This window comes from Cohnella algarum, from assembly GCF_016937515.1.
GTDB classification, from domain to species: Bacteria; Bacillota; Bacilli; order Paenibacillales; family Paenibacillaceae; genus Cohnella; species Cohnella algarum.
Window position 1 is genome coordinate 5,148,560 of the sequence record NZ_JAFHKM010000002.1, and the last position, 25,066, is coordinate 5,173,625.

Consider the following 25,066-nt stretch of genomic DNA (forward strand, 5'->3'; position numbering starts at 1 on the left):
TCTCCGTCCGGCTTTCGAACTTATAGCTTTTTAAAGTCGCCCTGCATGATTTTGCTGACCAGGCCGCTCCATTTCGGATTGGCCGGGCAGTATTTTTTTGCGATTTTTTCGATCGTCGTCAGTCCTTTTCCCATGTAGCTTTTGGAAATCAGCTGCCCGAATTTTTTCACGCTGTCCCCTTTCGTCTCGAAGCTGAAAGCGCTTTTGCTCTCGGAACCGCTGACGGCGTTCAACCCGAACAAATTGTTTTTCTTCTTTGCCAGATTGCTTTTGCCGTTGCCGCTTTCCAGCTTCATGACCGCAATCGTGAAAAACGCGTTGATTCCGTACTCTTCTTCGATTTCCAAAATCACTTCTTCCAGATCGTAGTCGGCCAGGGCCGTCCCTTCGAAAATCGTCTCGATATGGCGCACGGTCAAGCCCGATTTCGATTTCACCTCATGGGTCGGTTTGGCGGGCTCCGCGGGAGGCGGCTCGGGTTCCGAAAGCAAAGCCTTGGGTTCCGCGGACGTCTCGGGTTCCGCGGACGTCTCGGGCCGCGGCGGCGCGGCGGCCAGGGCGTCCGCCGCAGCAGCTGCCGTTCCCGGCAACGCGGCTGCGGGTTCCGCTGCGGCCGCCGGCTCGCTTTTTTCCGGTTCGGCCGGCGTGGCGTATTCGCCGTAGACGTAGCCGCCCGTTTGCAGCAGCAGCCATCCGTTGTCCGTCGTCTTGACGACCTGGACGAGATCGCCTTTTTTAAGGACGTTTATGATTTTTGACGTTGAATATGCGTTCGCGCGAACATTGAGGAAATACGCGGTCACTTCATATGTAGGAAGAGAAATTCGGGGCGGTTCCGCAGCGGGATTCGGATCGGAGTGGACGGCTTCGGCGGGCCGTTGAGCGGTCGATTGGGCTGTCGGTTGAGCGGTCGGTTCCGCCTGCACGGGCCCGGGCGGCTCGTCCGTCGAAGGGGATCCCTCTTTCGCCGGCAGCGTGACGGCGGAGCCGAAGGCGGCGGGCAGCACCCCCGCGCCGGTCAGGGCAGGCGATCGGCCGTTCGGCGAACCGGTTTTGCCGACGGTCGGCGCCGCGGCCAAATTATCGGAATGAAGGAAAAAGGCTCCAACTAACAAGATTAAGGTTAACGTAAGCACACTTACAGACAAATAAGCGTTCTTTGTCATTCGCATGCTGCACCTCTTTCTCGGTTTATTGTGAAGCGTCTTTTATTAGGATTGATTGTACATACTCACGGTTAAAAAGCTTGTCAAACGATCAGAAAGGATCGATTGTTTATTTGTCGAAAGCCTATAAATGAGAAGATCTTCATTTAGAACACAAAAAAACCGCTTTTCAGCGGTTTTTTTGAAAACGATGAACGAAATTGCGGAACTTTAGAAGCCGACGGCGGCTTTTTCGGCGTTGGCGATGCCTTCGGCGACGATCGCTTCCGCTTTGTCCGGCATTTGGTTGTGGCCTTCGACGATGACGTTCGTGAAATCGGTGACGCCGAAGAACATCATAATGTTGCGCACATAGTTCAAAGACATTTCGGCGGCCGCGGAAGGACCTTCGGAATAAATGCCTCCCCTTGCGTTAAGCAGCGCGACTTTTTTGTCCGGAATGAGGCCGACCGGGCCTTGCTCCGTATACTTGAACGTTTTGCCCGCTTGGTAAATGTAGTCGATGTACGTGTGCAGAACGGCCGGAATCGTCAAGTTCCAAAGCGGGAAGCCGAAAACGACTTTGTCCGCGGCGAGAAATTGATCGATATATTTGCCCGCTACCTCAACGGCCGCTTGCTCCGCCGGCGTCAGTTCCATCCCCCGCGCAGCCTTGAAATTCCCGCTGATCATATCCGAGTTCATGTACGGCAGTTCTTCTTTAAACAGGTCGAGTTCGATGATCGTATCTTCCGGATGGCTTTTCCGGTAGCTGTCCAGAAACGCGTGATACAGCTTCACGCTGACGGCTTGTTCGATCGGCCGGTCGTTTGCTTTTACGAACAATACGGTACTCATAAATCGTTCCCTCCAACATCCCTAATCTTTTTATTTGTTACTTTCTTTATTTTATATAGTTCGTTGCCGCCGTTCATCGGAAATTAGACCGAAAATAGGCGCAAAAAAAATCCGCCGAAGGCGGAGGACCGGTCTTACGACCAAGGTCTGAGACGGTCGTATTCGTTTGTGCGCTATTCCCTGTCGCCGAGCTTTTGCACCGCATAGAGCGCCGCCTGCGTCCGGTCCGCGAGCTGAAGCTTGCTCAAAATGCTGCTGACATGGGTTTTGACCGTTTTTTCGGCGACGACCAAATCCCGCGCGATTTCTTTATTGCTCAAGCCTTTCGTCAGCAGGCGCAGCACTTCCGTTTCTCTCGGCGTGAGCGTTTCGATCGCCTCGCGGCTTTGAAGCTCGGTCATCGGGGCAAGCCCGGGCGACAGTTGGGAAAGAAGCGCTTCGGCGATGTCGGGATGCAGCTGGATATTTCCTTTATACGCGCTTCGGATCGCTTCGGCCAGCTGGTCGGGCTCCGCGTCCTTCAGCATGTAGCCGACCGCTCCCGTCCGCAGAGCGGGCACGATGTGGCTGCGATCGGAAAAGCTGGTCAGGACGAGCACCTTTATTTCCGGATGCCGCTCCCCGATGATGGAGCTGGCCTCGATTCCGTCCATTACCGGCATGTTCAAATCCATGAGCACGATATCCGGCCGCAGCTGCTCGGCCTTTTCCACCGCTTCCTGCCCGTTCTGCGCTTCCCCGACGATTTCGAAGTCGGGCTGCATGTTCAAAAAGAAAGAAATGCCCTTCAAGACGATCTGATGATCGTCGGCGAGTAAAATTTTGATTTTCACCGTTGCTCCCTTTCTTCGATGCACTTCGCTTCAATGACGTTGACGGGAATGGTCACTTTGACGACCGTCGGCTTGCCTTCCGCGCTTTCAATCGAAAGTTCCCCGCCGAGCGCTTCCGCCCGTTCGCGCATCGACCTCATGCCGAGCGAGTATCCTCCGGGTGTCTTATGCGGGACGAACCCTTTGCCCTTGTCCATAATTTCCATCGTGGCGGATCGCTCCGACTTTTTTAGCCGAATGTAAGCGGCGTTCGCTCCCGAATGTTTTTTGACGTTGTTGAGCGCTTCCTGCCCGATGCGCCAAAGCGCCTCCTCGATCGATCGGGGCAGCGATTTGACGCCCTCCGCCCGCTCGTACACGATCAGGTCGATTTCCTGTCCGTACCGCTTCAACGCCGGCAGCAGCCCGTTCTCCAGACCGGCCGGATGAAGCTGCCAAATGAGCGCCCGCATTTCCTTCAGCACGTCCTGCGACAAATGCCGGATTTCCTGCAGCGACTGCAAGACGACCGGCTCCCGATCGCCGAGCACCGTTTCCGCTCCCTTCGCGAGAAACGAAAGCGAGAACACCTTCTGCATGACCGAATCGTGCAAATCGCGCGCGACGCGGTTTCGCTCTTCCATGCGCGCGAGCTCGCTGCGTTCCTCGTACAGGCGCAAATTTTCCACGCTTAGCGTAAAATGGTCGCCGAGCGAATACATGAAATCTTTGTGGCACTCGTCGAATTGGCGCGGATTCGGACTGCCGATGAACAGGACGCCAAGCGAATGATTTCGGATGCGGAGCGGAATCGCGGCGGCCGACGCGAACGGGGGGATTCCCCCGTCAATCGCTCCGCTTTCGGCCGCACTGCCGTTTTCCGGGAGGACGACGAGCCGGTTGTCGAGGTAAGCCTCGTGGACCGGTCCGGCCAATTCCGCGGGCAAAGGCGTCCAGCCGGCTTTGGCCCTGGCGTCCGCATATTGCGCATGCAGCGCAAGCTGCCGCCCTTCGGCGAGAAATAGCGACACGTGGGCCCAGCCGAACGTTTTCCCGATAATGTTGACCGCCTGCGCCGGAAGCTCGCGGATATCCTGGATGGAGTGAAATTCCTGAATGACGTCGCCAAGCTTCGCGTACAAATACGCGCTCCGCTCTTGCGCCTGATACAGCCGGATCCGCTTGATGGCGGTTCCGATCTGCAGCGCGACCGCCTCCAGCAGGGACAGCTCGCGCTTCGAGAACCGTTCTTTTCCCGCTTCCGCGACATTGAGCACGCCGAACCGGTCTTCCCCCGCGACGAGAGGAACGGTCGCGTGATGCGATACGCCGGCCGTATCGCCGAGCTTGTGCTCCACCGCGTAGGCGATGCGCGAACATTCGATAATGTTTACCGCGCGATGCAGCCGGTTTTGCCGGAACCGCTCCATGCACCAGCATTCGTCTCCGCACATGACCGCCCTTCCGTCGGCTTCGAGGGCGGGCGGGAGATGGCGGGCGGCCGCGCAGCCGTCGTTGCGGACGTCGTCGAGCAAAAAAATCCAGCCCGTCGAAAAACTCGTCACCTTCAACAGCTTGTCCAGCGCTTCGTTCAGCATATGATCCATATCGTTGGTCGTATTGATCAGTTCGGCGATTTCCTTGAGCGCCGCCAGCTCGTTTTCGCGTATTTCTCCGGTCATGCCGCGCACTCCCCCCTTGCCTGGCGTTTTAATCAAGGAGCTCCTTGACGACGTTCGGAGGTTGGCGGCCGCCGAGCGCGGCGACCAGATTTTCGGCGGCGAGCCGGGCCATGTCCGTTCTCGTGCTTTGCGTAGCCGAGCCGATGTGCGGCAGCAGCACGGCGTTGGGAAGCTTCGTCAGCGGATGGCTGTCCGATATCGGTTCTTCCTGATAGACGTCGAGCCCCGCCGCATAAATCCGGCGGTCGCGCAGCGCTTCGAACAGCGCTTGCTCGTCAACGGTTTCGCCGCGGGACGCGTTGACGAAGACGGCCGTTTTTTTCATGAGGTCGAATTCATTTTTCCCGATCAAATGGCGCGTATCCGCCGTAAGCGGCGTCATCAGCACGATAAAATCGGCTTCCGCAAGCAGCTCCTCCATTGTCCGGTACCGCGCGCCCAGCTCCTCCTCCGCATCGGGCTTGCGGGTACGGTTATAATAAAGGACGTTCATGCCGAAGCCCCATTTGCCTCTCCGCGCCACCGCTTCGCCGATCCTCCCCATTCCGATAATGCCGAGGGTGCGGTGATGGACGTCGAGTCCGAACAGGCTCGAGCCGTCGGCCGGCGACCATCGTCCCGCCCGAATCCGGGCGTCCAGCTCGGCAAACCGCCGCGCGGCGGCCAGCATGAGGCCGAAGATCAGATCGGCGACCGTTTCGTCGAGGACGCCTGGCGTATTGGTTCCGACGATGCCCCGCCTCTTCATTTCGCCGATGTCGAAGTTGTTGTACCCGACGCCGATGTTGCTGATCGCCTTAAGGTTCGGCGCATGATCGAGCTTTTCCCGGGTGATTTTATCGGACGTTGTCGTCAACAGGCCGTCGGCTTCCGCTAGCCGCCGCAAATATTGTTCCTCGGGAATGGGAACGGAATCGTTCCACATGAAATAATCGCAATGCTCCGCTATGTAAGTTTCGACCTCGGGCGGGACCGCCCTGGGAATAAAAACGCGAGGCTTCAATCCGATCAGCTCCTCCGAATAGGCTCCTGTTTCGTTCGACTCTAATGTACCGCTCGGGCGGCCGTTTCGCAAGCCGGGAGGCGGATGTCCGTGGACTCGGTTGATCGCGTATAGTAAAATGTTCTTCACAGCGGATAACAAATTTTGGGAACGCTCGCATCCAAACGGGGGGGTTAAACGGTGCAAGCGCACGAGATCATGGTCGCCCGCGTCTATAAAGCGAAGGAAACGGACTCCGTCCGCTCCGTCATCGAGAAGTTCATCGAGTTCCGTATCGGCGGGATGCCCGTCGTGAACGAGCGGAACGAAATCGTCGCCTACATTAGCGACGGGGACATCATGCGCTATTTGGGCCGAAACCGCAATTCGATCAGCGACTTCGTCTATGCTTACGCAACGTTCAACGGCTTTGCGGACAGCTTCGACGACCGCACCCGAAGCCTGCTCGAAACGAACGTCATGGCCATCGCCCGCAAAAAGGTCATAACGGTGGCCTGGGACGAGGAAATCGAAAATATCGCGGCGATTCTGGGGAAAAAGCAAATCAAAAAAGTGCCCGTCGAACGCAAAGGGGCGCTGGTCGGCATCATCAGCCGCGGCGACGTCATTCGCCATGTGTTCAAGCCTTGAAGAGCCGCCGCGCGTTCTGGCGATCGCGAGCGGCTCCGGGAGCTTAATCCGGCTCCGCGCCGGCTTGCTCATCTTTCCAGGAACGGATGCGGACGGCCGCCGTTTTGAAATCGGGCATTTTGCAAAACGGGTCGAGCAGCGGATTCGTCGCTTTGTTGACGTTTTGGACGGAGCCCCAGTGCATCGGGACGAACACGGTATCCTCCCGGATGTCCCGCGTCACGCGGCCGCGGACGACGAAGCTCCCCCGGGGGACTCCACGCGCACAAGTTCTCCGTCCGTCACCCGATACTTGCGCGCCGTCTCCGGATGGATTTCCATGACGTTTTCCAATTCGCGCGCCGCCAGCGTCGGACTTCTTCTCGTTTGCACGCCGGTCAAGTAATGCGAGAGCAGGCGCCCGTTCGTGAGCGTGATCGGAAACTCCTCGCTCGTGCGTTCTCCTTCGGGGCGTTGATCGACCGGGATGAAGACAGCCTTTCCGTCCGCATGGGCAAACGTATGTTCGAACAGCCGCCCCGTGCCGGGATGTTCGGTCGACGGACAAGGCCAGTAAATTCCTTCCTCCCGGCGCAGCCGTTCGTACGTAATGCCGTAATAATCGGCGATGCCGCCCTTGCTTGCGAGCCGCAATTCGTCGAAGATGTCCTCGGCGCTTCCGTACGAGAACAAATCCCCTTTGCCGAGCAGCTCCGCCAGCCGGCAAAGCACCCGCCAATCGTCCCGGGCTTCCCCAGGGGCCGGTCGGCCGGGTTCGCGCAGCAGAACGCGGCCTTCCAGATTGGTCAACGTGCCTGCGTTCTCGAGAAACGACGTGACCGGCAGCACGACGTCGGCCAGCTGCGCCGTTTCCGACATAAACATGTCCGCGACGACCAGAAAATCGAGCTTGCGCAAACCCTCCTCGACAAAATCGGCATTCGGATTCGAAACGATCGGATTCGAGCCCATAATGAACAGCGTGCGGATGTCCCGGCGATGGACAAGCTCCATCATTTCGTAAGCCGACACGCCTTTGCCGGGCAGCTCCTCCGGGCGGACGCCCCACACGCCGGCCACGTACTCGCGGTCCTTCTCGTTTTCGATCAGCCGGTAGCCGGGCAGCTGATCCGCTTTCTGTCCGTGCTCCCGCCCGCCCTGGCCGTTTCCTTGGCCGGTAATGGCGCCGTATCCGCACCCTTTTCGGCCGATTTTGCCCGTCGCCAGCACGATATTCAAAAAGTTGCGCACGGCCATATGTCCGTCCGCATGCTGCTCGACGCCTCTCGCGGTGCAAACGATGCCGGTCCGCGCTTGCCCGAACGCCTTCGCGGCCCGCGCGATCGCCTCCTCGCCGACACCCGTGATTTCCGCGATTTCCGCAAGGCTCAGGCTTTGGACGTGCCGCTTAACCTCCTCGAAGCCGTTCGTCCGCAAGCGGATAAACGCCTCGTCCGTCAGGCCTTCCTCGACGATCGTCTTCAGCAGGCCGCTTGCGAGCGCCGCGTCCGTGCCCGGCTTCGGTTGCAGATGAAGGTCCGCGAGCGCGGCCGTCGCCGTCTTCCGCGGATCGATCACGATGAGGAAAGCTCCGTTTTCTTTCGCCCTCGTAAAATATGGCATGAGCGTGGGCTGGCACTCCGCCACGTTCGTGCCGGCCAGAATGATGCATTCGGCGTGCGGAATGTCGGCCAGCGGGAACGTCAGCCCCCGGTCGACCCCGAACGTCTTGACGCCGGCGGACGCGGCGGCGGACATGCAAAACCGTCCGTTGTAATCGATATAGCGCGTCCCGAGCGCAAGCCGGGCGAATTTGCCGAGCAGGTAGGCGGATTCGTTCGTCAGCGAGCCGCCGCCGTATACGCCGACGGCATCCGCTCCGCAAGCCGCGCGCGTCGAGCGGAACCGGTCCGCGACCGCGGCGAGCGCCTCCTCCCATGTCGCCTTCTCGAACCGGCCGTCGACTTTGACGAGCGGCTCAAGCAGCCGTTCCTTGCTTAACGCGTGCTGGTACGAATGGATCCCTTTTACGCACAGCCGGCCTTCGGAAGCGGCGTTCGCCGCCCCTTCGATCCGGTAAACCGGCCGTTTGCCCGGCTCGATCTGCTCGATGATGTCCAGTTTGCATTGCACGCTGCAAAACGGACATTGCGAGCGGCTTACGCGCCGCCCGGCGTTTCCCGATTCCGCCTGAATCGTCCGTTCCATGTTTGCCGTCGCTCCTTCCGTTCCAGTCATCGAACCGCCGCCTCCTCCGCATGCGTAACCGATTCATCCGCGCCTGCGCTTCGCATGGCGCCAGTCCGTTCCGCTCTCCAGCTGTCGAGCCATTCTTCCCTCGTCTCCGGGTCCAGCAGCCGTTCGCGTACGGCGGACAGCCCGACCCGGTCGATCCATTCCCAAACCGCTTCCCCGTAAAAAGCGGTATGCCGATACCATTGGACGCAGGCAACGGCCATGTCCAGCGCCAGCGCTTCCGGCAGCCCGGCGGCAACGAGCTGAGCCGGCTTGACCGGATGCTCCGCATGCCCGCCGCCGTACAGCTCCCAACCGGCCGGCGCGGACAGCAGGCCGAAGGCGCTGACGAGATGGCCGACCGGATCGTTCGCCCCTCCCGAGACGGCGGCTTCCGCCGGAGCGGGCAGCCTCAGCCCTTGAAAGCTGGCTTCCAGCTCGCTTCCGAGCTCCGGCGGCGTCAAGACGAACGCTTCGCCGGACGCGCTCGCCCGAGCCGAGCCTGTTCTGACGCGCAGGCCGGGCGAACGATCCCCGTTCGCCCGGGTAACGCTAGACAGGCCGGCCGGCGCGAAAGCCGCTTTTTCCAATTCGATATAATAGCGGAGCGCGCCGCGGCAAGTCGGACATCCGGACGGCCGCTTCCAGCCCAGCGCCGCCATCGCTTCTTCCGCGCTGTCGAACGTTTCCGCCCGAACCGCCTCCTTGATCGCGGCATGCCCCATGTCCGCGCACCCGCAGACGGCGGGCTCCGGCGTCCCGCCGCCGCCCGGGCCGGCGGCTTCGGCCAGCCGGATCAGCGCGGCGACGAGCGGCCGGCAGCCGCCGCAAGAACCGGAAGCCTTGGTTTTGTCGCGCACCTGCTCCACGGTTTTGGCGCCATCCTCCCGAATCGAGCACAGGATGGCGCCTTTCGAAACGCCGTTGCAGGCGCAGACGGCCCCCGAATCCGGCATCGCTTGCGCCGCCTCCAGCGAGCCGTCCGCTTCGGCCGGCTTCTCCTGGCTCAGCACCGAAACGGACGCGCCGCGCTTCAGCAAATCGAGCAGCCGCGGACCGTCCGACGCGTCTCCGTACAAAATAGCTCCGGCCACCTTTCCGCCGATCGACGTCACCTTCCGGTAGGTGCCGCGAACGCCGTCGTACGCCTGGTAGGCCGTCTCCGCTTCCTGCTCCCCGATGAGGCCGGCCGAAAACATTTCGACTCCCGATACTTTCAGCTGCGCGAACGGGATCGAGCCGGCATACGGCTCCGTCGGAAGCCCGCACAGCGTTCTGGCGAGCACCTTCCCCTGCTCGTAAAGCGGGCTGACAAGTCCGTACACGATGCCGCGGTGCTCCGCGCATTCGCCTACCGCGTATACGTCCTGGACGTTCGTCTGCAAATAATCGTTCACGACGATGGCCCGGTGCGTCGCGATGCCGCTTTTTTCCGCCACCGCGACGTTCGGGCGAATGCCGACGGCCACGACGATCAAATCCGCCGCCAGCTTCGTCCCGTCGGAGAACAGCAGGCCTTCCGCCTTTTTGCGCCCGGCAACCTTGACCGTCTGCTTTCCGAGCAAAAAACGCATGCCCTGGCTTTCCAGCTCTTTGCGCAGCATTTCCGCGGAAACGCGGTCGAGCTGCCGGTTCATTAAATAAGAAGCGTTATGGACCACATCGACCTGCATGCCCAAATTGAGCAAGCCGCGGGCGGCTTCCAGGCCGAGCAAGCCCCCGCCGATGACCGCGGCCTTCGTTCCCCGCTTCGCCGCCTCCTTGATCGCGTCGCAATCGTCGATCGTCCGGAATCCCGTCACTCCCGGCTTGTCGATGCCCGGAATCGGCGGAATGAACGCGGTCGAGCCGGTCGCGACGATAAGCCGGTCGTACGGAACGGTCATGCCCGATTCCGTTCTGACGCGCCTCTCGGAAACCAGAATCCGCTCCACCGTCTCGCCGGCGTGCAGCCGGATGCCGTTCTCTTCGTACCACGACCAATCGTTTAAAATAATTTCGCCGTTCGACGCGCTGCCCTGCAGCACTTTGGACAGCAGGATGCGATTGTAGTTCGGTCTCGGCTCGCTGCCGAAAACGGTGATCTCGTAAGCGTCCGGGGACAGCCGGACGATCTCCTCCACGCATTTGATCCCGGCCATTCCGTTGCCGATGACGACCAGTTTGTTTTTCTCCAACGTCCTTCCCCTCCCTATCGCCGGGTTTTCTACGGGTTTTCTATCTGTTCAAACGCAGCACGCGCACGCGTTCGCCACGTTCCGCGCCGCGGCCTCCGGCCGGAATCAAAGCCAGCGCATTGGCGTCGGCAAAGGCGGCCATGTTGCCGGATTTGTCGTTTCCGAGCGGCGCCACGAGGCAATTGTCTCCGAATATCTCGGCCCGGCAGCGAATATAGCGCGGATAAGGCGACGGTTTGGCGACGGGATCCAACAATTGTCCGACCGTCCATTCGTTCATGTAATCGGTTCGTCCGGTGCGGCTGACGACAAACGGCTTGAGCAGCAGCTCCATGCCGGCGAAGCAAGCCGACGGATTGCCCGACAGGCAGATCACCCGCTTTTCTCTGTAAGCGTACGCCGAGGTCGGCGTTCCCGGCCGCATCGCCACCTTCGTAAAAAGCGGCGACGCGCCGATTCGGTTCAGCGCCCGGGCGGCATGGTCGTACTTGCCGACTGAAATGCCCCCGGTCGTCACGACGATATCCGCTTTGCGCAGCGCCTGTTCGAGGCCGTGCGCAATCGCCTCCGGATCGTCCGGCAGCGGCTCGCGCCGGGTGACCGAAGCGCCGAGCTCCTTCAGCCGCGCTTCCAGCATGAACCCGTTCGCATCGTAAATCCGGTACGGGGTCGGCGGCTGATCCGGCCCGATCAGCTCGTCGCCGATCGGAAAAACGACCGCCTTCGGCTTCGCGTAAGCCTGCACTTCCGTGCAGCCGAAGGCGGCAAGGAGGCCGATCTCCTTAGCTCCGAGCGGCGTGCCCCTGGTCAGCACCGTCTTGCCCTTCGGGATGTCCTCCCCGGCTTCGGCGACATGTTTGCCTTCCGGCGAAGCCCGGTCCACGCGGATCGTCCCGTTCGCGTCGTCTCCGGATTCCAGGACGACCGTCTCTTGCATGACGACGGTGTCGTACTCGTCGGGAACCGGCGCGCCGGTGAATACCCGAAGCGCGTTTCCGGCGCCGATATTTCCGTCGTTGCCCGCATCGTCGCCCGCCTTGATTTCGCGCGCGACGGAGAGCCGCGCGGGACGCTCCGGCGTCGCCGATGCGATCGACGCGGCCCGGACGGCGTATCCGTCCATGGCCGCCCTCCGGTACGGAGGCATCGGGAACGGACTGCGAAATTCTTCCGCCAGCACTCTTCCGGAAGCTTCTTCGATCGGCACGGGCTCCGATAGCGGAACGTGCGAAACGGAGCATAACAGGTCAAGCGCCTGCTCGACCGTAACATGAAGTGTAAGCATCTGTATCGTATTGGACATGGTCAGCGCCTCCCATCCTGTCTTCTGAACATAAAAAGCCCGTCCTATATCGGATAGGAGCGGGCTTCGTTGCCGGATCGGACGGCACCTCGTTGTGCCGATCGCTTATTTAACTATAAATATAACATATAGGAAACCCGTTCGATTTGTCAATATAAATGACACCCGATCGCGTGAAAAGTCCGCAAAGATTTTTTCGGTTTTTTTGTGATACGTGCAGGTCATATATATTGACACGGCGTTGACGCATCCCTATAATACGAATTGGATCACAATGCTGTGACCGACGATAACCCGGCGAACACAATGAAGTGTCGCCTTGGCAATGGAGCCGCTGCTGTCCGAACGGACGGCTTGCGGCTTTTTGCGTTTTCAACTTATAAATCGAGGAGAGAAACGGTATGGAGAGAAACGGATTTTGGAAAAGCGGTCATAAGCCTTCCTTGTTCAGCGCGTTTTTGTATTTCGATGTAAGCTTCATGATCTGGGTGCTGATCGGCCCGCTCGCCGTCATCATGATGAACGATTATCCGATGAGCGCCGTGCAAAAAGCGAACCTGGTCGCGCTTCCCGTATTGGGAGGCTCCATTCTTCGGCTGCTGTTCGGTTTCCTGACGGACTACATCGGGCCGAAGCGGACCGCGCAATTCGGGATGCTCGCCTCGATGGTGCCGCTCGTATGGGGCTGGCAGTTCGTCGACTCGCTTGGCGAGCTGTACGTCGTCGCGATCCTGCTCGGCTTCGCCGGCGCGTCGTTCGCGGCCGCATTGCCGCTCGCGAGCCGCTGGTATCCGCCGCAGTACCAAGGGCTTGCGATGGGAATCGCGGGCGCGGGCAACAGCGGAACCGTCTTCTCGACCTTGTTCGCCAACCGTCTGGCGCAGCATTACGGCGGCTGGGAAGTCGTCTTCGGCCTGGCGCTCATCCCGATCGTCCTCGTCTTCCTGATCTTTACGTTCATCGCCAAAGAGAGCCCGAATCAGCCGGCCCCGAAAAAAATGTCCGAATACGCGAACATCCTCAAAAAGAGAGATACGTGGATTTTCTGCGCGCTCTACAGCGTGACGTTCGGCGGGTTTGTCGGCATGTCCAACTACTTGACGATCTTTTTCAACGAACAATACGGACTTTCCGCGGTGCGGGCCGCCGACTTTACGACCGTCTGCGTCATCGCCGGCAGCCTCTTCCGCCCGGTCGGAGGCTTTCTGTCGGATAAAATCGGCGGGATCCGCATGCTGATGTTCCTGTACGCGGGAGCCGGCATTATGCTCGCCAGCGTGTCTTCCCTCCCTCCGCTGGCCGTCGTCATCGTCCTGCTGTTCATCGGCATGATGTGTCTGGGCGCCGGCAACGGCTCCGTGTTCCAGCTCGTGCCGCAGCGGTTCGCCGACGAGATCGGCCTCATTACCGGAATCGTCGGCGCGGCCGGCGGCGTGGGCGGCTACCTGCTGCCGCTCGTGCTCGGCAGCCTTTACGAGGCAACCGGTTCCTATACGCCGGGCTTCCTCATTCTCAGCGGCATCGCCTTCGCCTGCCTGCTCATGCTGCTCATCGTCCAGGGCGCCTGGAAACGCGCCTGGATCGGCGAAGGCGGCAAGGCGAAAGTCGAGGCGGCGGGTTGACCGTCCCGCGATACGTCAGCTTTCATGACAAAAGCGACAAAAGGCTGTTCCCGATTCGGACGATCGTCCGATCGGAAACAGCCTTTTCGATAGGCGGCCCGCTATCGCATGCAACCGCGATTCGCGTCAGCCGAGCAAACTTCTGATGTCGTCCTCGATTTCCGCCGGCGTCACCTGCGGATCGATGCGCTTCACGACTTCGCCGTTGCGGTCGATCAAAAATTTCGCGAAATTCCATTTGATGTCGAATTGCTCGGCCGGGCCCCGGCTGGTCAGATAGGCGAACAGCGGATGCGCGTTGTCTCCGATCACTTCGACCTTGTCGAACATCGGGAACGTCACGCCGTAGTTGAGCGTGCAGAAGGCCTCGATTTTATCCGCGGTTTCCGGCTCCTGCTCCTTGAATTGATTGCACGGGAAGCCGAGCACGACAAGTCCCTCGTCCTTGAACTGCTCGTACAGCTTTTGCAGTCCTTCGTACTGCGGCGTCAGGCCGCATTTGCTCGCCGTGTTGACGATCAGCAGCGCCTTTCCCTTGTACTCCGCCAGCGTCGTTTCCTTGCCGCGAATCGTCGTAACCGTAAAATCGTATATCGACATGTCGAATCCGCCTTTCCCCTTATAAATTGAAGGACCCGCTTGGGCAGGTCCCGGCATGAACGTTCAGGCGACGCTTGCGGTCATTCGGCCGGAGGCGTAAACGAGCGGGAAGCGAATTCGCTGTCCATCATGAAGAAAGCGTTGCTGTCTTTGTCGATCCGTTTCAGCTTCTGGATGATGTTGTCGAACAGCGCTTCCTCTTCCACCTGTTCGTCGATGAACCATTTGAGGAAATACATCGTCGCGTGTTCGCGTTCGTTCAGGGCGATGTCGGCCAAATGGTAAAACTTCTTCGTATTCGCCTGCTCGTGCGCATAACCGTGCTCGAACACGTCGAGCATCGAGTCGTACTCGTTCTTCGGTTCCGGCAGGGCGGCGAGCGTGGCGCGGCGTCCGCGGTCGTTCAGGAACTTGTATATTTTCATGGCATGGAACCGTTCTTCTTCCGCTTGCACGATGAAAAAGTTGGCGAAGCCGTCCAGACTTTCCCCGGAGCAATATGCGGCCATGGCCAAGTACACATGCGCTGAATAAAATTCGAAGTTCATTTGTTCGTTTAGAGCTTTCGCCAGTTCGTCATTCATCGCCTATGCACCTCTGATCAGTGGAATAGCTCTAGTTTAGCATATCCCGGTTCATTGCAACATCCATTATTTCCAAGTCAGCGGGATTCAATGAGCTCCGTTAACCGTTCCGTCAAAAGTTCGGGCGTCGGGGCGCTGACGATGCCGGATTTGACGAGCGCGAAGCATTCCCGTTTGCACGTCTTGCAGTTGCCGAGGCAGTCTTTCTTTTTCATTTCGATTTCGGCGTACGCGCCTTTCAACCGCTTGTAGACGGGCTTCGTCCCGTTTTTGAAATTCCGCTCGCAAAATTTGATTTTTTTCATGCTTCGCACCCCTCGAGCCCATCGGCTGATGATCACCACCTAAATGATAATGATAATCAGTCACTCCGTCAATAGCGGACGGGCCGGCGCGATTCGACCGTATGTTCCCGGGATTTCGAACATAGGTTGGAATTGAAGCCCACAGCGAATTCAAGCCGGACGGAGGTGCCGCGGCCGCCGTGAAAAAAATCGTTTTTCCCTTGCTTTTGCTGCTCGCCGTCGCCGTATTTGCCGTTTACCGCTCCTCCCTTGCCCCGCCCGCTTCCGCTGCGAACGCCGCGTTCGAAAACGACAAGCTGAGCCTGAATATGACAAAAGCGCAGACGGAAGTCCGCGCCATGGAGGCGGTCGCTTTCGAAATCCGGATTTCCGATCTGCAAAACGGACCGGTCGGCGGCGAAGCGGCGGATTTGCAGGTGCGGTTGTCGATGCCCGGCATGTTTTGCGGGATTTTGCCCGCCGAAGTGACGGAAACGCGGCCCGGCGTTTACGTTGCAAGCGGCATGCCCGTCATGCGCGGGGAGTGGCAGGCCGAGGCCGTCTATCGATCGGACGGCGAAACGATCCGGCTCCGGCTTCCTTTCAAAGCCGCGTAAGGATTTATGAGGGCGGGAGCGGAGCGAGACGGGAGAAGACGAACGGCCCCGCCCCGGTCTTCTCCCGTCACCAGATCCACGGGTGGATCGAAGGAATCCATCCGTTCGCGCTCATGCCCTTCATGATCGACAGGATGCCCATGACCGCGGCCAGCGCCGTCCCGGCTTTCCGCATCGCCCGGCGCCATTTCCGGCCGATGCCTCCGGCCGAAAGCCCGGTCAGCAGCAAGACGGGAAACGTCGCAAGCCCGAACGTCAGCATGAGCAGAAAACCTTCCGCCCACGAGCCGGAGGCGGCCGCGTTCATTTGCATCGCGTACGTCAGGCCGCACGGCAGCAGACCGAGCAGCAGGCCGGTCAAAAAAACGCCCGTCAGCTCGAAGCGCAGCCGCAAGCGGGCGAAAGCGCCGAGCGCCGCGTCGTGGCCCGGCACGGTCCGGCGATGGAGCGGCAGCGTAAAGCGGCGAAACGTCCACAGCAGAATGAGCGCGCCGCCGAGCATGCTGGCGATGCCCTGAACGCCGACGAGCCCGCCCGCCAGATTGACGAAAGAACCGGCCGCCCCCATCGCCGCGCCGAGCAGCGAATACGTCGCCACCCTTCCGGCGTTGTACGCGAGGATCGCCTTCAGCGGGGATCCTTTGGCGTTCAGCGCGAAGGAGGAGACGATGCCTCCGCACATGGCGAAGCAGTGGGGAGCGCCCATGATGCCGGAAAGGGCGGCAAGCGCAAACGTATCAGCCGACATGGGCATCGCGCCGCCGCCCCCCTTCCTTTAACCGATGCAGCCGCAAGGCGTTGCCGACGACGAGAAGCGAGCTCGCGGACATGCCGATGCAGGCCATGCGAGGGTCCATGAAGCCGAACGCGGCGATCGGGACGGCCGCCAGATTGTAGACGACGGCGAGCATCAGGTTTTGCCGGATGTTTCGGATCGTGCGGCGGCTGATCGCGATCGCCCGCGCGATGCCGGTCAGCTTGTTTCGGAGCAGGACGACGTCGCCGGCCTGCATGGCGGCGTCCGTCCCTCCGCCCATCGCGATCCCGATATCGGCGGCGGCAAGCGCGGCCGCGTCGTTCATGCCGTCGCCGATCATCGCGACCGTGCGCCCCTCGCGCTGAAGGCTCCGGACCAGCTCCAGCTTCCGCTCCGGCTGCACGCCCGCGAACAGGCGGTCGATCCCCGCACGGTCCGCGATGTAACGCGCGGTTTGCTCCTGGTCCCCCGTCACCATCCACACGTCGGCCGACCGCCTCAGCAGCCTCACGGCTTCCGACGCCTCCGGCCGCAAGCGGTCGGCCAGCTCCAGCGCGCCTTCGAGCCTCCCGTCCGCCGCGACGTAAAGCACGGTCGTTCCGTTCCTCGGAACGGCGTCGGCATAACCGCTCATCCGAACGCCCTGCGACTTCAGCCATCCGTAGCTGCCCACGCATACCTTTTTTCCCTCGACGATTCCCGCGACGCCGCCCGCCACCGTTTCGGCGACGCGTTCGGCGGGCGGAACGACGAGCCGGTTCCGGAACGCGGCTTGAACGACGGCCTGCGCGAGCGGGTGCGCCGAAGCCTGCTCGACGGCCGCAGCCGTCCGCAGCAGATGCATTTCTTTGCCGGGAGCGCTCCGGACGGCGGCGAGCGTCGGCTTGCCTTCCGTCAGCGTGCCGGTCTTGTCGAGCAGGACATGGTCGACATGCTGCAGCGTCTCCAGCGCCCGGCCTTCCTTGAACAAAATGCCGGACTTCGCCGCGATTCCCGATCCGACGAGAATCGAAAGCGGCGTGGAAAGTCCCAGCGCGCACGGGCACGCAATGATGAGCACGGCGAGCGCATGCTGCAGCGCAAGCGCGTGGGAGACGTTCCCCGGCGCCGGAAGCGCGATCCAGGCGAAGAACGTCAATGCGGCGCATACGAGCATCGCAGGCACGAAATAAGCCGCCACGCGGTCCACCTTCCGCGCGATGAGCGGCTTCGAATTTTGCGCTTCCTCGACCAGATCGATCATTCGCGACAGCCGGCTGCCGTCCGTCCCGCTGACGGCTTCGACCGTCAAATCTCCGTTCGCGTTTCTTGTGCCGCTGTATACGCGATCGCCGGCATTTTTGACGACCGTCGCGCTTTCCCCCGTCAGCAGCGACTCGTCGACGTCGGCCCGGCCCGAGACGACAATGCCGTCCGCGGGAATCCACTCTCCGGTCCGGACCGATACCTTCGTTCCTTTTCGCAGCGTTTCGGCAGGCACCCACTGCTCCTCGTCCGTATCCGCCAGACGGACAAGACGCACCTGCAAGTCGTAGAGCGCGTTCAAATCTTTCAGCGCCCGGCCTTTGGCGACCGCTTCCAGCAGCTTGCCGAGCAGCAGAAACGTCAAAATCATCGCGATCGTATCGAAATAGACGGGGAGATGGCCGGCATGTCGGCCGGCTTCCGCCAGCGGATAACGAAACAGTTGGTAATGGCTGTAAAAATAGGCCGCGGATGCGCTGAGGGAAACGAGAACGTCCATATTCGCCGAGCGCCCTTTCAGCGCCTGATAGGCGCCGTTATAGAACGGATAGCCGACGCCGAACAGCAGCGCCGTCGCCACGATCCATTGAAAGACGGGCGATTGGAACAGCGGCGGCACCCAGACACCGCCCTCCCCGGCGATATGGCCGAGCATCGCCCACAGAAGCGGAACGGACAACGCCGCCGACAAGGCGAAGCGGCGCAAGTAAGAGCGGACTTCCGCCCGCGAACGCGCGGCCGGGTGAGCGCGGCCGTCGATCGCTCCGTAGCCCAGCTGCTCGATGCGGCCGTAAATCGCCTTCAGCTTCGTTTGCTTCGGTTCGTACTGAATCAGCGCCTGCGCCAATGCCAGATTGACCGAGACCTGCTCGATGCCGTCCATCCTGCGGAGCGCTTTTTCGATGCGGGTCGAACAAGCCGCGCACGTCATGCCCGTGATGTAAAGACGGGTCGTCGCCATGGGTATCTCCCTCCCTATCCATACATTGTATGGACAAAGGGCGGGCGGCAGAATGAAAACCGGCGGACGGATTTTATGTGCCGAACCGTTTGCGGTAGCCGCATTTGCGGCAAAGCTCCTCCACCGCTTCCCTGCGCGAGAAGCCGTCGACGATCCGCTTGGCGCGCTTGCTTTCGACGATGTCGGAGAACGGCTGCACGTGGATGTTGCCCAGGTTGATGACGCCCTCTCCGTCCAGACAGCACGGAACGACCGTGCCGTCGACGAGAATGCCCGCCTGGTTGCGCATGCCGTAACAAAAGCCTTTGCCGTCGTCCTCCTCGGCGTTCAGGTCGGGCCAGTCGAATTCGATATCCGGATTCAAATAAAGCCGGTCGGCGATTTTGATCCCTTTTCCCGGTTCCACTTTCTCTTCGATGCGGTAATCGAGGCCGAACTCCCGCTCGACGATCGAGAGAACGGCCCGGTTGCGGGCCCGTTCCGCATGGGTCGCGTTGTCCGGATGCAAATTCCACAGCCGAAGCGAAACGATCATCTCCGTTTGCGCAAGCGCCTCCTTCGCGAACGACAGAACGCCGCGAACGTATCCTTCTTTGTCGGTCGACCCCGGATGTCCGTCAAAGCTGTGCAGCGAAACGTTCATTTGGCGAACCGCCGGCTTTCCGAGCAGCTTGTGCTTCGTTTTCGGCAGCAGCGTTCCGTTCGTCGTAATATTCACCTTGAAGCCGCGCTCATGGCTGATGTCGAGCAGCTCGTCGATTTTGGGGTGCATGAGCGGTTCGCCCTTCAGATGAAAATAAATCGAGTCGGCATACGGCTTGATTTGCTCCAATCGGTGAACGAACGCGTCCGTTTTGATAAAATTCGCCTGCCGTTTCGTCTGCGGGCAGAACGTGCAGGCCAAGTTGCACACGCTCGTAATTTCGATGTAAAATTTTTTGAATTTTTTCATTCCGCTCCAGCTCCCATTTGTGACGCTTAGCCTTCGACCTCGCAGTCGTATGTGCAACGAAATCTCTCGACGCCGGGATATTTCTCTCCCAGACTTTCGATGGCGAAGCCGACGCTGCGATAAAAGTCGACCGCATCCGCGTCCGTTTCGGCCACAATCGCCCGCGGGTTTTTCAGCCCGATCAAGGACAGCAAAATCGCGGTCCCGTACCCTTTTCCCCGTCGTTCCGGAAGTACGGCGATATGCCCGAGAAGCAGCTCTCCCGTCCCGTTCATCCGAAATCCGGCGATGCCTGCCAGTTCGTCGTCCTTGTAAAAGCCCGTCAGCTCCATGCTTTCGTCGTTCCGATAGGCTCGCGCGATTTCCTCCGCATCGTCGTAGGCCGCCAGCTCGAGCAAGTCGCGAACCCGCGGCTCGTCCAGCCTGGATTTGATATCGATCAGCATTCGCATAATCTCCGATTCTCGTATTAGACTCGCGCCGGACGGTCTTCCGCCCGGCCCGCTCCGTTACCATTATACCTCATCGCGAACTTTTGAAAAAAACAAACAAAATTATAATTTTTACGCCTCGCCGCCCGCCTGCCGCAAGACGTATCATAGGGATGTTCGATGATAGCGCTTGCCGGACCGGCGGCGTTTCCGGAGGTGATGGATCATAAGCTCCCAACCTGTCGTTTTTGTAAGCGATGCGGACAGCGATTCCGGAAAAGCGGTGTTTCTCCGTTTTGCCCGGGAAGGCGCGCGTCTCGTTTTGAACAGCCGCTCGTCGGGAGCGGCCATCGGCGCGGAGCTGGAGGCCGCGCGGGAGCAAGGGGCCGACGTCTGCGTGGTCGACGGGGATTTGAGCGATGGCGCGGAAGTCGAGCGCGTCCTGCGGCTGGCGGAACGGGAATCGGGACCGATCGGCGTGTTCGTTCACAATCCGGATCTGCTTATTCCCGCGGCGGTGGAGACTTGTGCCGAAGAGATTTTTCTGGACGTGATGAACGCCAACGCCAAAAGCGCCTTCCTTTGCGTACAAGCCGTCGGCAAGCGGATGGCGGCCCGCGAAGCCGGCGCGATCGTGCTGGTAACGTCGGTTCATGCCGAAAAGCCGACCGGTTCTTCGTTTGCGTACAGCGCGTCCAAAGGAGCCGTGAAGATGCTCGCCAAGGAAGCGGCCGTCTTTCTCGGCCGCTTCGGCATTACCGTCAATACCGTCGAACCGGGCGCGATGGAGGGCGACGGCAGCAGGTTTCGCAGCTCCGTTTCGGCGCTGTACGAGGATTACGAATATAAAGTGCCGAATGCCGTCCCAGGCGCCTGGGAGGAGCTCGCTCACGTCGTTTCGTTCCTCGCGTCGGATCGCGCCCGCTTTGTGAACGGTACCGACATTCGCCTGGACGGCGGTTTTCTGCTTCACTATATGGACCATAAAATGAAACGGCCGAAATGAGGTGACCCCGCATGCTCCTGACAGGTAAAACGGCGCTCGTCACCGGAGCGGGAACGGGCATCGGCCGGGGCATCGCGATCGAACTGGCGCGGCGCGGCGCCAAGGTGGCCGTCCACTACAACGCCAGCGAGACCGGAGCGCTCGAGACGCTGCGGCAAATTCAAAGCGCTGGCGGCGAAGGGCTGACGGTCCGGGCCGACGTCGCGGAGAAAGCGGATATCGGCCGCATGGTCGAAATCGTCGAGGACGGCCTCGGCACCGTCGATATTCTGGTGAACAACGCCGCTCTTCAGCTGAACTATGACCTGTTCCGGCACGACGAAACGACGTACGACCGGTTGATGAACATTAATTTGAAAGGCTACTGGCAGTGCATGCAGGCGGTGGTCCCCGGCATGAAGCGCAAGGGACGCGGACGCATTATCCTGATTTCTTCGGTCCATGCCAAACGCCCGACCGATTTCGATCCCGTTTACGCGATGACCAAGGGCGGCATCCGGATGCTCGGCAGGGAAAGCGCGATCGAGCTCGCCCGGTACGGCATAACGGTCAATGCGATCGAGCCCGGCGCCGTCGACGTCGGAAAATACGAAGTTCCCGCCGGGCTGACGCCGGAAGAAAGAGCGAGCCGAGAGCGCAGGCATCTGATCAAATTCCCGCTCGGCCGGGGCGGTTTGCCCGCCGACGTGGCGAAGCTGGCTTGCTTTATCGCGTCGGACGAAAGCGATTATTTGAACGGGGCCGCCATCCGTCTTGACGGCGGCAGCATGCTGCTTTAAATAACTTTACGGGAGTGAACGAATTGGCGAACAATCCGTCGTACGAGGAAACGCTGGCCCATGTCCGCACCCATTCCAGCCCTTCGCAGCTGCGCATCACCGATATCCGGTTTACGGATATCGTCGGGGCCCCGTTCCACAGCAGCCTGATCAAGGTGTACACGAACCAGGGGCTCGTCGGATTCGGCGAAGTGCGCGACAACGCGGACAAAGTGTACGCGCTCATGCTGAAAAGCCGGCTGCTCGGCGAAAATCCCTGCAACATCGACAAGCTGTTCCGGCGCATCAAGCAGTTCGGCGGGCACGCCCGGCAAGGGGGAGGCGTCAGCGGCCTGGAGATCGCCCTTTGGGATCTGGCCGGCAAAGCGTACGGCATCCCGATCTACCAAATGCTCGGCGGCAAATTCCGCGACCGGATCCGCATGTACTGCGATACGGCCGTAACGGGCAGGGACACCGGCAAAGCGATGGGCCAAGCGCTGAAGAAACGGCTGGAGGACGGCTTTACGTTTTTGAAAATGGATCTGGGCATCGGCCAAATCATCGACGAACCGGGCACGCTCAACGCCCCGCTCGGCTTCCTGGAGGAAATGCGGGAGCTGTCGCGCAAACGGTACCGGATGCAGGCCGACAGCCGATCGGAGGAAGAAAACCGGGAGATCGTCAATCGTCACTACGATATTTACAACATCCCCCACCCTTTTACCGGCATTCACGTGACGGAAAAAGGACTCGACATGCTGGAGCAGTACGTCGCCGACGTTCGGGACATTATCGGTTATCAGGTTCCGCTCGCGATCGATCATTTCGGCCATATCGGGCTCGAAGACTGCATCAAGCTGGGCCGAAGAGTCGACAAGTTCAACCTCGCCTGGATGGAAGACATGATTCCGTGGCAATATACCGAGCAATATGCCCGCCTTTCGCGCGCGATGACGACGCCGATCTGCACGGGGGAAGATATTTATTTGAAGGAAAATTTCCGGCCGCTGCTCGAAGCGGGAGGCGTTTCCGTCATTCATCCCGACGTCCTGACGGCCGGCGGCATTCTCGAGACGAAAAAAATCGGCGACATGGCGCAGGATTACGGCGTCGCGATGGCCATTCACATGGCCGAAAGCCCGATCGCCTGCCTCGCCGCCGCCCATGTCGCCGCCGCGACGGAAAATTTCCTCGCGCTGGAATACCACTCCTGCGAGGTCGACTGGTGGGACGACATTATCGTCAGCGGCAAGCTGCCGAACAAGCTCGTCCAGAACGGCTTTATGACGATCGTCGACGCGCCCGGCCTCGGCATCGACGATTTGAACGACGAGGTGCTGGCCGCTCACCTGCATCCCAGCAACGCCGCCGTCTGGGAGTCCACGGACGAGTGGAACGACCACTACTCGAACGACCGGCTGTGGAGCTGAGCCGAATGAAGCCGCAGAAAGAGGGCAGGCGCGCCGCGCCTGCCCTCTTTTTCGAATATGACGCCCTTTTCGTTAGGACATCGTGATCCGAATCTTGCCTTCCTTCTGCAGCCAATCGACCTTCGCTCCGAGAGACTCGCTTATGAAGCGAAGCGGCAGGTAGGAGGTTCCGCTCGTGCCGAACGGATCGTTCTGCAGCTTGACGGGCGATCCGTTCAAGGCGGCGGTTCCGTCTTTTAAGTTCAATTGTACCGTCACGGATGAGGTTTGTTCGGTTGCGGCCCGCTCGAGAGTCGCGATTTTGTTCGTTTCGTCCCATGAAATTTTCGCTCCGAGCTTCTCGAAGACGGAACGAAGCGGAACGAAGGCTTGCCCGTTGCGGGTGATGACCCCGTTTGCAAGCGCGATCGATTCTCCGTTGAGGACGACTTCGACCGGCGGTTGGACTTGAACGGGCGTCAAATATTCGAACTCGTAATCGCCGACGCCGAGATTGGCGTTTTTATTGAGCCCCCATCCCCATAACGTGCCGTCGGTCTTCTGCATGAGAAGATGCTTCGAAGCCGGCTTCAAGCTGCTTACGTCCGTCGCGATCAGCTTGAACTCGGCATTGGCCGGCAAATTCTCGAGCTCGATGGACGTCTCGTAGACTTTGCCCGATTCGGTTAGAGCGAAAAGGGAGCGATTCGAAACGAAGGCCTCTTTCACGTTGTCGATCCCCGTTAACCGGATGGGCGCGGGCTGCTTGTTCAAAGTAGAACGAAATTTTAGAAATTCTTTAGCGAAGCAACGGTTTCCCAGGACGAGAAAAAGCCCGGCCTCCAAGCCGGACTTCCCGCATCCATGCGAACTTTCCGCTAATTTTCGGCGTATGATGCCGCCGCGGCCCGGTCGGCGACCGTTCGGCCTTACGACTGCGCATTGACGGATGCGTCCGCCGCCGCCGCCGCCCGTTCTTTCGACGCCGCCTCCATCAGCCCCGTAATGTACCCGACGCCGAACAGCCGCCCGAGCAGCTCGTAGCCGGGATTGGCGTTGTCCTCCCCCTCCATCGTCGGAACGTGGTCCGGACGCGCCGGCCCGTCGTATCCGACCTCGTAATATGTTCGCATTGCTTCGAGCATGTCGGTTTTCCCGTCGTCGTGGAACGTTTCCTCGAACTTTTCCGCCGTGCCGCGGACGTCGCGGAAGTGCACGAAAAACAGCTTGTTTTGTCCCGCGAATCTGCGAATGACCGACGGGATGTCCTCTCCCGCCGTCGCGAGCGTTCCCTGGCATAACGTAATCCCGTTGCACTCGCTCGGCACGAGGCGAATCGCCCGTTCGAGCGCGTCGGCGCTCCGTAAAATGCGCCCCACGCCGCGGATCGGAGAAATCGGCGGATCGTCGGGATGGAGCGCAAGCTTGACGCCCGCCGCTTCCGCGACCGGCACGATCTGCTCCATAAAATAGTGCAGGTTTTCCCACAGCAGCGACTCCGGCACGAGACCGGCCTCGGTCAGCGGAGCGTTCGCCATGAGGCTGTGATCGTAGCTGGAGACGAGCGCGCCTCCCCTCGTCCGGGTCGTCGTCGAAGTCCGGAACCAGTTGAACTGCGCCATAAAGTTGTAGCACAGGACGGGAATGCCGACGGCGCCCATATTGGCGACGAATTCCTTGAACGTTTCGATTTCCCGGTCGCGCCCTTCGGTTCCGAGCTTGATATGATTGCTCGGCGGCATCGATTCGATGACGGCGAGCGCAAGACCGAAGTCCGCGAATCGCTGCTTCATGCGAAGCAGCGGCATCAAATCCCACGGCTGTTCGGTTTTCTCGTCCCGCGCCAAGCCCGACACCGCGTAATTGACGTTCATTTGCTTCGCCAGATGCCAAAGGCGGTCCGGCTTGGAACCCATGAATTCGGCCAGCTTCATCCCGTATTCTCCTCCTTTTGACCGCAGCTAGGTACGGAAGTCAAGTCTTATCCCGCGAACCGGCGAGAGCCGGCTCGCT

The 25,066-nt window shown here is 60.3% G+C and carries 22 protein-coding genes and 1 pseudogene; 6 read left to right on the forward strand and 17 right to left on the reverse strand.

Features of this window, described 5'->3' with window-relative positions:
* Nucleotides 1-20: 20 nt before the first annotated feature.
* The 5 genes from JW799_RS23225 to JW799_RS23245 all read right to left on the reverse strand — a co-directional run bounded on the left by JW799_RS23225 (nt 21) and on the right by JW799_RS23245 (nt 5,500).
* A complete protein-coding gene (locus tag JW799_RS23225; protein WP_205431928.1) occupies nt 21-1,172 on the reverse strand; it encodes a glucosaminidase domain-containing protein in 1,152 nt (383 codons plus the stop codon).
* A gap of 204 nt (nt 1,173-1,376) precedes the next feature.
* The gene (locus JW799_RS23230) at nt 1,377-2,003 is read right to left on the reverse strand and encodes an FMN-dependent NADH-azoreductase (RefSeq protein ID WP_080839136.1); all 627 of its coding nucleotides are present in this window, start codon (nt 2,001-2,003) and stop codon (nt 1,377-1,379) included.
* Nucleotides 2,004-2,176: 173 nt separating this feature from the next.
* On the reverse strand, nt 2,177-2,836 hold the full coding sequence (locus JW799_RS23235; protein ID WP_080839134.1) for a response regulator: 660 nt from the start codon (nt 2,834-2,836) through the stop codon (nt 2,177-2,179).
* Complete coding sequence (locus tag JW799_RS23240) at nt 2,833-4,497, reverse strand: GAF domain-containing sensor histidine kinase (RefSeq protein WP_080839132.1); 1,665 nt, start codon at nt 4,495-4,497, stop codon at nt 2,833-2,835. Before JW799_RS23240 ends, JW799_RS23235 begins: the two co-directional genes overlap by 4 nt.
* Nucleotides 4,498-4,525: 28 nt before the next feature.
* Entirely contained in the window at nt 4,526-5,500 is a 975-nt protein-coding gene (locus tag JW799_RS23245; protein ID WP_205431929.1) for a 2-hydroxyacid dehydrogenase, read from the reverse strand.
* A gap of 180 nt (nt 5,501-5,680) precedes the next feature.
* Between JW799_RS23245 and JW799_RS23250 the strand changes: the two genes are divergently transcribed.
* Entirely contained in the window at nt 5,681-6,130 is a 450-nt protein-coding gene (locus tag JW799_RS23250) for a CBS domain-containing protein (protein WP_080839128.1), read from the forward strand.
* Between the two features lie 43 nt (nt 6,131-6,173).
* Here JW799_RS23250 and nasC read toward each other — a convergent pair.
* The 3 genes and pseudogenes from nasC to JW799_RS23265 form a co-directional block, all read right to left on the reverse strand.
* Nucleotides 6,174-8,317 (reverse strand): annotated as a pseudogene (gene nasC / locus JW799_RS23255) (assimilatory nitrate reductase catalytic subunit NasC).
* Nucleotides 8,318-8,343: 26 nt separating this feature from the next.
* A complete protein-coding gene (gene nirB / locus JW799_RS23260) occupies nt 8,344-10,521 on the reverse strand; it encodes a nitrite reductase large subunit NirB (protein WP_205431931.1) in 2,178 nt (725 codons plus the stop codon).
* Between the two features lie 40 nt (nt 10,522-10,561).
* The gene (locus JW799_RS23265) at nt 10,562-11,824 is read right to left on the reverse strand and encodes a molybdopterin molybdotransferase MoeA (protein ID WP_205431933.1); all 1,263 of its coding nucleotides are present in this window, start codon (nt 11,822-11,824) and stop codon (nt 10,562-10,564) included.
* A 401-nt stretch (nt 11,825-12,225) separates the two neighbouring features.
* Between JW799_RS23265 and JW799_RS23270 the strand changes: the two genes are divergently transcribed.
* Nucleotides 12,226-13,446 (forward strand): nitrate/nitrite transporter, encoded by a 1,221-nt coding sequence (locus JW799_RS23270; RefSeq protein ID WP_080839125.1) that lies wholly within the window; start codon nt 12,226-12,228, stop codon nt 13,444-13,446.
* 126 nt (nt 13,447-13,572) lie between these two features.
* Here the strand turns inward: JW799_RS23270 and JW799_RS23275 are convergent, their stop codons facing one another.
* The 3 genes from JW799_RS23275 to JW799_RS23285 form a co-directional block, all read right to left on the reverse strand.
* Nucleotides 13,573-14,046 carry a glutathione peroxidase gene (locus tag JW799_RS23275; RefSeq protein ID WP_080839123.1) on the reverse strand — a complete coding sequence of 158 codons (474 nt, stop codon included), beginning with the start codon at nt 14,044-14,046 and terminating at the stop codon, nt 13,573-13,575.
* An 80-nt stretch (nt 14,047-14,126) separates the two neighbouring features.
* A complete protein-coding gene (locus JW799_RS23280) occupies nt 14,127-14,630 on the reverse strand; it encodes a ferritin (protein WP_080839122.1) in 504 nt (167 codons plus the stop codon).
* 77 nt (nt 14,631-14,707) lie between these two features.
* On the reverse strand, nt 14,708-14,935 hold the full coding sequence (locus tag JW799_RS23285; protein ID WP_080839120.1) for a DUF1450 domain-containing protein: 228 nt from the start codon (nt 14,933-14,935) through the stop codon (nt 14,708-14,710).
* 179 nt (nt 14,936-15,114) lie between these two features.
* On the opposite strand from JW799_RS23285, the gene JW799_RS23290 reads away from it, so the two are divergent.
* Nucleotides 15,115-15,531, forward strand: coding sequence for a hypothetical protein (locus tag JW799_RS23290; protein ID WP_205431934.1), 417 nt, complete (start codon nt 15,115-15,117; stop codon nt 15,529-15,531).
* Between the two features lie 67 nt (nt 15,532-15,598).
* On the opposite strand, the gene JW799_RS23295 is transcribed toward JW799_RS23290, so the two are convergent.
* The 4 genes from JW799_RS23295 to JW799_RS23310 all read right to left on the reverse strand — a co-directional run bounded on the left by JW799_RS23295 (nt 15,599) and on the right by JW799_RS23310 (nt 19,892).
* Nucleotides 15,599-16,285 (reverse strand): sulfite exporter TauE/SafE family protein, encoded by a 687-nt coding sequence (locus JW799_RS23295; protein WP_205431935.1) that lies wholly within the window; start codon nt 16,283-16,285, stop codon nt 15,599-15,601.
* Nucleotides 16,269-18,494, reverse strand: coding sequence for a heavy metal translocating P-type ATPase (locus tag JW799_RS23300; protein ID WP_205431936.1), 2,226 nt, complete (start codon nt 18,492-18,494; stop codon nt 16,269-16,271). The genes JW799_RS23295 and JW799_RS23300 overlap by 17 nt, the downstream gene beginning before the upstream one ends.
* Before the next feature lie 73 nt (nt 18,495-18,567).
* On the reverse strand, nt 18,568-19,446 hold the full coding sequence (locus JW799_RS23305) for a radical SAM/SPASM domain-containing protein (protein ID WP_205431937.1): 879 nt from the start codon (nt 19,444-19,446) through the stop codon (nt 18,568-18,570).
* Nucleotides 19,447-19,472: 26 nt separating this feature from the next.
* Nucleotides 19,473-19,892: a GNAT family N-acetyltransferase gene (locus JW799_RS23310; RefSeq protein WP_080839110.1), complete on the reverse strand. Its 420-nt coding sequence runs from the start codon at nt 19,890-19,892 to the stop codon at nt 19,473-19,475.
* Between the two features lie 211 nt (nt 19,893-20,103).
* Between JW799_RS23310 and JW799_RS23315 the strand changes: the two genes are divergently transcribed.
* From JW799_RS23315 to JW799_RS23325, 3 genes are read left to right on the forward strand one after another with little or no spacing between them, the layout of a single operon-like run.
* Complete coding sequence (locus tag JW799_RS23315) at nt 20,104-20,883, forward strand: SDR family NAD(P)-dependent oxidoreductase (protein WP_338026368.1); 780 nt, start codon at nt 20,104-20,106, stop codon at nt 20,881-20,883.
* A gap of 11 nt (nt 20,884-20,894) precedes the next feature.
* Entirely contained in the window at nt 20,895-21,662 is a 768-nt protein-coding gene (locus tag JW799_RS23320) for an SDR family NAD(P)-dependent oxidoreductase (protein WP_080839104.1), read from the forward strand.
* 23 nt (nt 21,663-21,685) lie between these two features.
* A complete protein-coding gene (locus JW799_RS23325) occupies nt 21,686-23,074 on the forward strand; it encodes a mandelate racemase/muconate lactonizing enzyme family protein (RefSeq protein ID WP_080839102.1) in 1,389 nt (462 codons plus the stop codon).
* A gap of 72 nt (nt 23,075-23,146) precedes the next feature.
* On the opposite strand, the gene JW799_RS23330 is transcribed toward JW799_RS23325, so the two are convergent.
* Both JW799_RS23330 and JW799_RS23335 read right to left on the reverse strand, forming a co-directional pair.
* Nucleotides 23,147-23,782 (reverse strand): copper amine oxidase N-terminal domain-containing protein, encoded by a 636-nt coding sequence (locus JW799_RS23330; RefSeq protein WP_139787285.1) that lies wholly within the window; start codon nt 23,780-23,782, stop codon nt 23,147-23,149.
* A 200-nt stretch (nt 23,783-23,982) separates the two neighbouring features.
* Nucleotides 23,983-24,987: a mannonate dehydratase gene (locus JW799_RS23335; protein WP_080839098.1), complete on the reverse strand. Its 1,005-nt coding sequence runs from the start codon at nt 24,985-24,987 to the stop codon at nt 23,983-23,985.
* Nucleotides 24,988-25,066: the final 79 nt, after the last annotated feature.

Bases quoted from the DNA above. Each gene is read 5' to 3' on its own strand.
- JW799_RS23225 (WP_205431928.1), bottom strand. From the start codon at position 1,172: ATGCGAATGACAAAGAACGCTTATTTGTCTGTAAGTGTGCTTACGTTA.
- JW799_RS23230 (WP_080839136.1), bottom strand. From the start codon at position 2,003: ATGAGTACCGTATTGTTCGTAAAAGCAAACGACCGGCCGATCGAACAA.
- JW799_RS23240 (WP_080839132.1), bottom strand. From the start codon at position 4,497: ATGACCGGAGAAATACGCGAAAACGAGCTGGCGGCGCTCAAGGAAATC.
- JW799_RS23265 (WP_205431933.1), bottom strand. From the start codon at position 11,824: ATGTCCAATACGATACAGATGCTTACACTTCATGTTACGGTCGAGCAG.
- JW799_RS23270 (WP_080839125.1), top strand. From the start codon at position 12,226: ATGGAGAGAAACGGATTTTGGAAAAGCGGTCATAAGCCTTCCTTGTTC.
- JW799_RS23275 (WP_080839123.1), bottom strand. From the start codon at position 14,046: ATGTCGATATACGATTTTACGGTTACGACGATTCGCGGCAAGGAAACG.
- JW799_RS23280 (WP_080839122.1), bottom strand. From the start codon at position 14,630: ATGAATGACGAACTGGCGAAAGCTCTAAACGAACAAATGAACTTCGAA.
- JW799_RS23285 (WP_080839120.1), bottom strand. From the start codon at position 14,935: ATGAAAAAAATCAAATTTTGCGAGCGGAATTTCAAAAACGGGACGAAG.
- JW799_RS23295 (WP_205431935.1), bottom strand. From the start codon at position 16,285: ATGCCCATGTCGGCTGATACGTTTGCGCTTGCCGCCCTTTCCGGCATC.
- JW799_RS23300 (WP_205431936.1), bottom strand. From the start codon at position 18,494: ATGGCGACGACCCGTCTTTACATCACGGGCATGACGTGCGCGGCTTGT.
- JW799_RS23305 (WP_205431937.1), bottom strand. From the start codon at position 19,446: ATGAAAAAATTCAAAAAATTTTACATCGAAATTACGAGCGTGTGCAAC.
- JW799_RS23310 (WP_080839110.1), bottom strand. From the start codon at position 19,892: ATGCTGATCGATATCAAATCCAGGCTGGACGAGCCGCGGGTTCGCGAC.
- JW799_RS23320 (WP_080839104.1), top strand. From the start codon at position 20,895: ATGCTCCTGACAGGTAAAACGGCGCTCGTCACCGGAGCGGGAACGGGC.
- JW799_RS23335 (WP_080839098.1), bottom strand. From the start codon at position 24,987: ATGAAGCTGGCCGAATTCATGGGTTCCAAGCCGGACCGCCTTTGGCAT.